Annotated in this window: 1 protein-coding gene; it reads left to right on the top strand. The window is 70.3% G+C overall.

The genetic code is table 11. The features are described 5' to 3' along the window. Window positions 1–501 (top strand): SDR family NAD(P)-dependent oxidoreductase (locus HUK84_RS22745; RefSeq protein WP_176642100.1); only part of this gene is annotated, 501 nt, incomplete at both ends.

Raw genomic sequence — 501 nt, 5'->3', positions numbered from 1 at the left:
CTGGCCGACGCGGGCTTTTCGATCGCCATCCATTACCGCGCCAGCGCCGGACCGGCGCACGGTCTGATGGCCGAGATCGCGGCGCGGGGCGGCAATGCCTGCGTGCTGGGCGCCGACCTGGCCGACGAATCCCAGGTCCAGCCCCTGGTGGGGCAGGCGCGCGCGGCGCTCGGCCCCGTCGGCGTGCTGGTGAACAATGCAAGCAGCTTCGAACGCGACGAATGGGACGACGCCACCCGCGCCGGATGGGATGCGCATCTCGAACCCAATCTGCGCGCCCCCTTCGTGCTGATGCAGGAATTCGCCCGCCAACTGCCGCAGGGGGGGCAGGGCATGGTACTGAACATGCTGGATCAGCGCGTCTGGTCGCTGACCCCGCATTTCGTCACCTATACCGTGTCGAAATCCGCGCTCTGGACGCTGACGCGCAGCATGGCGCTGGCGCTGGCGCCGCGCGGCATCCGGGTCAACGCCATCGGTCCCGGCCCGGCCCTGCCCAGC

Source organism: Nguyenibacter vanlangensis (assembly GCF_013376155.1).
Lineage (GTDB): Bacteria > Pseudomonadota > Alphaproteobacteria > Acetobacterales > Acetobacteraceae > Gluconacetobacter > Gluconacetobacter vanlangensis.
This window is presented reverse-complemented; position numbering and strand designations above follow the sequence as displayed.